Genomic DNA, 6,975 nt, shown 5'->3' with positions numbered 1-6,975 from the left:
CCCTTGTGAGAGGGCGTGCGGAACGCCGGGTGCCCGTTGCACCCTTGGGCCTGATGCGAATGCGGTCTTCCGCAGGTTAGTGTGCATCAGGACTTTCGGAGGCGCCGAGCGAGTGCCCAGCGTTCCGCCTGCGGTGTTTTTTCGGTTGCCTGCACATCTGCCATGGCGAACGGTCCCATCACCAAAATTAATGTCCCAGGGCGGAGGGACAGGGTAGCCGCAAAGCACTTGGCCGAACGCGTTTCGATTTGGTCGTCCGTCACACTGTCCAGGGCTCTTTCCATCTCAAGGTCGGCCGTGTCCTTGCCAGTGGCAGTGCTGGCGTAGATCCGTCCTGCCCGAAGACAGACGTTCCCCCATGAACCGCGTGACGCCGCATCTCCGGCGTCCACCGCATCCCACCCCGCGAACGTGACGATCGCGATCGCCCCTCTCGGTGGGGCAGGACGGAGGGGAATATAATCAAGATAGGGATGCTGTCAACGACAGATAGGAAAAAATGTTTAGGCGCTGTCTTGCCGCCCTACACTGTCATTCTCAGGCAAACCAATTGGTTTGCCTGAGGGCGGCTGCGCGCCTTCGCGCAGGCAAACCTCAGCCACTCCAATTGGAGTGCGGGGAATCTCGACATGTTCAGCGCAAAACACTCCGGGATTCCGGGTTCGCGCTTCGGCGGCATTGCCGCCTTCGCACGCCCCGGAATGACGAGTATGGGGTGGAATGACGAGCGAGCCCTGCCCTACAGCAGCCCTAGTTCCCGCAGCTCGCGCCGCATCGGCTCCGGCATCGCTTCGATACTCGCGGCAGCCTTGCCGAGATCCGGCGGGGCGTCCTTGTCGGTGAGATAGCGCCAGCCCTGGAACGGGCGCAGCGGGCGCGGCGCGACCGTGACCGGCTTCGGCTGCATCACCAGACGACAGCGATTGATACCGTCGCTGTCGCGGAACGGTTCGATCGCAAGAATCTTTTCGCGCAGCGCGATCTCACCCTTGATCACCCAGTAGAGCGAACCGCCGTCGAGCAGTTCGGCATCGCGTTTCGGCACCATGCGGGTGATGTGGATGTGATGCTGGGGCGCGCCGCGCGCTTTTGCTGCGCGCATCCGTTCAGAGAGATAGCTCTTGAAATCCGCGATGGATTCGCAGCCGACGGCGAGCTTGATGAGATGCAGGGGCATGGGTCAGAAATCGGCAGTGCGACACGGTTTTACAAGGCGTTATCCACCGCTCAGTTATCGGCCGGCGGAGCTTCCGGCGCAAGCTGCACGGGCGCTGGGGCGGCAGGCGCCTGTGGACGAGCGGCGGTCTTCGGTGCGGGTTGCTTCTTCGCAGCAGCAGGTGGCGGCGTTGTCGACGCGGCGCGCGGCGCAGGCGCCTGCGCATTGGCGGCCGCCGGTGGCTTCACGGGCGTTTCCGTCATGATCGAGATCGGCGGAATCGAGGACGAGGACGGAAAATCGGCCGTGGTCGGCTTGCCGGTCGGAACCGACGCCGGCAATCCGGCCAGCGCGCCCGTCGCTGCGGCCGCGGCCGCAGGCGGCGCGTTCCAGCCGGGCGCATAGCGTGTCACGAGGCCCTCATAGGTGCGCTCTTCCATATTCGCAGCAATCCGCTTGCGATCGGTCAGCGCGGCATAGGCAGCGCAGCTCTCCGGCATGCAGCGATCGCGCGATTGCAGCACATAGGCGATCAGGCCGTAGCGATCGCGCTCGATCGCGCGGCGCAGCCCCGCCAGTTCAGGCGTCATGGATTTATTCGCTGCGGCGACATCGCCATACGACGTCAAACGATTGATCTGCGCAGCCGAGGCCGATACGGCAGCCGCCACCGAATCCGCCGAGCCAAACAGCACCTTCTCGCAGCCCGCGAGCACCATATCGCCGGCGAGATCGTCGAGGCAGGACAGCGCCGGCAGCGAGGCATTCACCTGAGGCATTGCAACGACGGCGTGCGATGCGTCCTGCCCTGCGGTTTCGGATTTGCGCAGCGTCGCCGCAGCAGCAACGCCGATCGCCAGCAGCGTGATCACGGTCAGCGCACCATTGGCGACGGACTTCTCGGCGCGCAGCAGCGTTGCCAGCACGATCAGGGCGAAGAAGATGGAGGCAGCCAGCGCGAGCCACATCGGGAGCGTCGGCGCGCGCCAGATTTGATCGAGCGAATTCGCCCATACCCCGTTCATCGAGTCGTCCCCGCATATGTGGAAGCCATACTTCCGAAGAAAATGCTTCCAAAGAAAGTCGGGCTGCCATGAACCCGCAATATGCGGTTGTTATGGCACGGCCCCGGTCATGACGAAATCGTGGCGGCGCGGGCCTGGATTCTGATGAAATCAGAACCTTGGCCCGATCTTTTATTTTGACGCGTTTTCTGGACGCGAACCGCTGTCCACTTCGCTCGAAAACGCTTTAGTCATCCTCGAAGCGCGGAATGACGATGGTTTCGGCAAGGCCCTCGTCGGTCCATTGCCGGAACGCCGGCAGCGCCTGCATCGTATCCATATACGCACGGGCTTCCGGCGTGACATCGATGTCGTAGGTCAGGAACCGGTGCACCACCGGCGCATACATGGCATCCGCACCGCTGAAGGCGCCGAACAGATACGGTCCATACTTGCCGTAACGCGCGCGGCAATCGGCCCAGATCTGCTGGATGCGCCGGATATTGGCCTTGGCATCGTCGGACAGCGCCTTCGCCCGGACCGGCCGGTGCAGGTTCATGCCGCATTCGTTGCGCAGCGGCATGAAGCCGGAATGCATCTCGGCGGACACCGAACGCGCATGGGCGCGCGCGGCCCGGTCTTCCGGCCAGAGCTTTGCATCCGGAAAACGCTCGGCGGCATATTCGATGATCGCCAGCGAATCCCACACCGTGATCTCGCCATCGACGAGCGCCGGCACCTTACCGGACGGGGTCACATCGAGAATGCGCTGCTTGTCGGCGGCATCCGTGTAGAGCGGGACAAACACCTCCGCGAAGGGGATGCCGCAGGCCTTCAGCGCAACCCATGGCCGCATCGACCAGGACGAATAATTCTTGTTTCCGATCACCAGCGACAGCGACATCAACCACTCCTTGCGACACCGGTAAATTGCCACGCATACGCCTCTGCAAGCAAGCCGCGTACACAGGCTTGTTGCTGCATCACGGCATGCGTGTCAGAAGTGCCAACTGATACAATAGGTGCTTCATGATCAACTATTCCTGGGTCGACGTCTTCGCGCTGGGCTTCTTCATCCTGGAGTGGACGACCTATGCGATCACGCTGGAGCACACCAAATACGGCCGCGACAGCCTGTCCGCACGCATGCACGCCTATCGTGAGGTCTGGATGCGCCGTCTGCTTGAACGCGAGGCGCGCATCGTCGATACCCATATCATGACATCGCTGCAGAACGGCACCGCGTGGTTCGCCTCGACCACGCTGATCGCCATCGGCGGCTCGCTGGCGCTGCTGCGCGCCACCAACGAAGTGATGCCGATGATGCAGAACCTGCCGCTCGGCTTCAACACGACGCCCGGCATGTGGGAGATCAAGTGCTTCGGGCTGATTTTGATTTTCGTCTATGCGTTCTTCAAATTCGCCTGGTCGTACCGGCTGTTCAACTACGTCGCGATCCTGATCGGTGCGATGCCGCTGGCCTCGAAGCGCGACACACCGGAGGCCGAAGCGCATGTGGTGCGCACCACGCGGATGTTTGGCGCGGCGGCCCGGCACTTCAACCGCGGGCAGCGCGCCTTCTTCTTCGCGCTCGGCTATCTCGGCTGGTTCGTCAGCCCCTGGGTGTTTCTGGTCTCGACGGCTGCCGTGGTGATCGTGACCTGGCGCCGGCAGTTCGCCTCCAATGCCTGGCAGGCCATGGCGCCTGACGCCGAAATAAGGGTTACCCCGCGAAATCCTGCGGCGTAAAATCGAGATCGAGCACTTTCCACTCGTCGTATTTGTCGGCCGGCAGCATCGCATAGGGCTGGCAGGCTTCCAGCGCCTGCTTGGCCGCCTGCATCAAGAGCGCGGCCTTGGCCGGCCGCCGGACCTCGATCACCGTGGGCTCGGCAACCAGCCGGCCATCCGGCGAGAACACGGCGCGCAGCTTGACCTTGGCGTCATCGCCGCGCGCGACGGTGGTGGGCAATTTCGAACAGGTTTTGAGATGCCGCCGGAAAGCGGCGATGTCGAGCTTGGACAGGTCCGCCTGCTCCGATGCGCCGCCGCCGAAGCCTTCAGGCAAGCCCAGCATGACGCCGTATTTCACGGTGATATCGGCCTCGGGCTGCGGCGGCGCCTGCTGCGGGCCCGGTTGCGGCGCCGGCGGCTGAGCCTGCAGCGCAGCCTGCTGCTGCAACGGCGGCTGCGTAGCGGGAGGCGCTGACGGAGGCGGCGTTGCGGGTATGGCCTGCGGCTGTTGCTGGGCTTGCTGCTGAGGTTGCTGGGCGGCCTGTTGCTGCGGTGACGGTGCGGGTTGCTGCGGCGATGTCTTCTGCGGCTGCGGCGGGGTGTTTTGCGCCGATGACTGCGGTTTGGCGGCGACGGCCTGCGTCTTCTGCTCTTCCAGGGTTGGCTTGTTGGTCAAATCGGGCAGCCGAAATTCCGGCTCCGGCTTCTTCTCTGGCTTTTTCTCGGGCTCCGGCGGCGTCTCCTCGGCCTTCTTTTCGGCCTCTGCGAGCTGCTGCGGCGTCACCAGATCGACGGCAACGCTCTCCTCATGCTGCTCCATCGGACGCGCATCGGCGAAATAGACCCCGGCCGCCAAAGCGAGGTGGCCGACCACCGAGACGGCAATCGCTGCGCGGATGAGGTGCCTTGGTTCCATGGGGCTAATGAGACTTCTGTACGCCGACTGGCCCAATCATAGCGTCGCGCCCTGCCCCGCGCCATGTCCGCCAAGCCACAGCTTGCGTCGTGCGGTACGATGGGTCATGGCAGAGCATGTCCAAACCCAGTTCGAAGACCCCGAAACCGGCAGCCGCCAAACCGGCCGCCCCGAAGCCCAAGGCCCTGCCGCTCGACGAGGCCATCCTCGACGCGCTCACCCGCAACGGCGCGGGCACGCTGAGCCCGCCGGAGATCGCGCATGTGATCGAGCCCGAGGGCGACTGGCATGCACTCTTGATGCCGATCCGCCGCGCCGCCGTGACGCTAGCGCTCGCCGACCGCCTGGTGATCTATCGCAAGGGCAAGCCGGTCGAGGATCCCAACGACTTCCGCGGCGTGTACCGGCTGGGGCTGCCGAAGGCGGAGTGACGCATCACCGCTTCTTCGGCGCCGGCAGCAACTCGCTGCTGCGGCCGGCGAGCCAATAGGTGATCAACCCGACCCATTCGTGAACCGCGATGTCGCTCCGGCCAAGGCCGGCGCTGGCGGAATCGAAGGTCTCGGTGGCGTCGATCCAGCCGCGCGTGCGCCAGTCCACCGGATAGGCTTCGACATCGAAGCCGACCCTGCGGAACGCGCCGATCGCGCGCGGCATATGCCAGGCGGACGTCACCAGCAGCCAGCGCTCGCCGGGCTTCGGCGACACCAGGCCTGCGGTGAAGGCGGCATTTTCGTCGGTGGTGCGGGAAGCGGTTTCGAGCGTGACGCGTTCGGGGGCCACGCCGAAACGCTGCAGCAGCTCGCCGGCAACGGGCGCTTCGGACAGCGACTTTTCAATTAGGCTGCCGGCGCCGCCGGTGAAGACGATACGCGCCTGCGGATAGCGGCGCGCCAGCTCCAGCATCACCGTTATCCGCTCGCCGGCCGAATTGATCTCCAGCGAGCCGCGTGCCGCGGACGAATCCGAATCGATAGCGCCACCGAGCACGATGATGCCATCGGGTGCACGGCCATCGTCCTGCCATTTCGGAAAACGCTCGGTCAGCGACAGCATCAGCACATTGCCAACAGGCGAATAGCCGAACAGCAGCAGCAACAGGATGCCAAAGGTCACCAGCAATGTTCCGACACGCTGGCGCTGCAACAGCACCAGCACAATGCCGATCACGCAGATGATGGCGATCGCATTGGACGGCTCCGTGAAGAAGCCGAGCATCTTGGAGAACGTGAAGAACATGAGGCCCTTGGCTTGCCGGACGGTGTCACTGCATGAGCCATCCTGCCCACAAGATCAATGCGGCAAATGCCGGCCGGCTTGATGGATCAATCCCATTTCGGCGCGAAGCCGTAGTCGGTCAGCCGCCCCTTCGGATGCGCCAGATGCGAAATCCGGGACATCTCGTTTTCGGACAGCATGAAATCGAACACATCGATATTCTCCGACAGACGCTCGACCTTGGAGGTGCGCGGGATCGCCACCGCGCCCTGCTGGACCAGCCAGCGCAGGCAAACCTGTGCTGCACTCTTGCCATGTGCCTTGCCGATCTCGGCAAGCGTTTCATCGCCGCGAACATTGCCCTGGGCGATGGGGCTGTAGGCGACCATGGCCAGACCATTCTGCCGGCAGGCGCCCTGCACCTTCGCCTGGTCGAGATAGGGATGGTATTCGACCTGATCGCAGACCAGCGGCGCGGGACATGCGGCCACCGCCTGTTCGATCAGCGCCACGGTGAAATTCGACAGGCCGATATGTCTCGTCAGGCCCATCTGCCTGGCATGCGCCAGCGCACCGAGCGTTTCCTCCAGCGGCACCTGCGGGTTCGGCCAGTGCAGCAAGAGCAGATCGACCTCGGTCATCCGCAGCCTGGTCAGGCTCTCCTTCACGGAGCGTTCGAGATTGTGAGGCGCGAAATGCGTGGTCCAGACCTTGGTCGTCACGAACATCTCGTCACGGCGAATGTGCGACGCGTGGATGCCCTCGCCGACATCGCGCTCGTTCTCATAGACCTGTGCGGTGTCGATGTGGCGATAGCCGAGCCGGATCGCCTGCTCGACGACGCGTGCACAAATGCGGCCGCGCAACTCCCATGTCCCGAGGCCAATGGCCGGGATGCAGGCGCCGTTTGCTTCCACGAACTGCATCATCTTCTCCTCGGACGGAGG

At 63.9% G+C, this 6,975-nt stretch carries 8 protein-coding genes; 2 read left to right on the top strand and 6 right to left on the bottom strand.

The genetic code is table 11. The annotated features are described in order from the left end of the window. Positions 1 to 739: 739 nt before the first annotated feature. The 3 genes from AC1DUY_RS28840 to AC1DUY_RS28830 all read right to left on the bottom strand — a co-directional run bounded on the left by AC1DUY_RS28840 (position 740) and on the right by AC1DUY_RS28830 (position 3,064). A complete protein-coding gene (locus tag AC1DUY_RS28840; RefSeq protein ID WP_116664113.1) occupies positions 740 to 1,177 on the bottom strand; it encodes a DUF1489 family protein in 438 nt (145 codons plus the stop codon). 50 nt (positions 1,178 to 1,227) lie between these two features. Further along, a complete protein-coding gene (locus tag AC1DUY_RS28835; RefSeq protein ID WP_478118763.1) occupies positions 1,228 to 2,181 on the bottom strand; it encodes a hypothetical protein in 954 nt (317 codons plus the stop codon). Positions 2,182 to 2,407: 226 nt separating this feature from the next. Then, positions 2,408 to 3,064, bottom strand: coding sequence for a glutathione S-transferase family protein (locus AC1DUY_RS28830; RefSeq protein ID WP_120290250.1), 657 nt, complete (start codon positions 3,062 to 3,064; stop codon positions 2,408 to 2,410). A 128-nt stretch (positions 3,065 to 3,192) separates the two neighbouring features. Here AC1DUY_RS28830 and AC1DUY_RS28825 point away from each other — a divergent pair, with 128 nt between their 5' ends. Further along, positions 3,193 to 3,909 (top strand): DUF599 domain-containing protein, encoded by a 717-nt coding sequence (locus tag AC1DUY_RS28825; RefSeq protein WP_081421764.1) that lies wholly within the window; start codon positions 3,193 to 3,195, stop codon positions 3,907 to 3,909. Here the strand turns inward: AC1DUY_RS28825 and AC1DUY_RS28820 are convergent. Next, complete coding sequence (locus AC1DUY_RS28820) at positions 3,884 to 4,810, bottom strand: hypothetical protein (RefSeq protein ID WP_231080876.1); 927 nt, start codon at positions 4,808 to 4,810, stop codon at positions 3,884 to 3,886. The two genes, AC1DUY_RS28825 and AC1DUY_RS28820, sit on opposite strands and share 26 nt — an antisense overlap. 116 nt (positions 4,811 to 4,926) lie before the next feature. Here AC1DUY_RS28820 and AC1DUY_RS28815 point away from each other — a divergent pair, with 116 nt between their 5' ends. Continuing rightward, positions 4,927 to 5,241: a DUF3253 domain-containing protein gene (locus AC1DUY_RS28815; RefSeq protein ID WP_439058157.1), complete on the top strand. Its 315-nt coding sequence runs from the start codon at positions 4,927 to 4,929 to the stop codon at positions 5,239 to 5,241. Between the two features lie 4 nt (positions 5,242 to 5,245). Here AC1DUY_RS28815 and AC1DUY_RS28810 read toward each other — a convergent pair whose 3' ends face one another. Continuing rightward, positions 5,246 to 6,049, bottom strand: a complete 804-nt coding sequence (locus AC1DUY_RS28810) for a YdcF family protein (protein ID WP_478118760.1) — start codon at positions 6,047 to 6,049, stop codon at positions 5,246 to 5,248. An 86-nt stretch (positions 6,050 to 6,135) separates the two neighbouring features. Then, positions 6,136 to 6,954, bottom strand: a complete 819-nt coding sequence (locus AC1DUY_RS28805) for an aldo/keto reductase (RefSeq protein WP_478118758.1) — start codon at positions 6,952 to 6,954, stop codon at positions 6,136 to 6,138. Between the last annotated feature and the right edge of the window lie 21 nt (positions 6,955 to 6,975).

The sequence above is a fragment of the Tardiphaga sp. P4_G1 genome (assembly GCF_056401215.1).
Note: the sequence above shows the minus strand (reverse complement) of the source record. Positions and strands in the feature narration are given on the sequence as shown.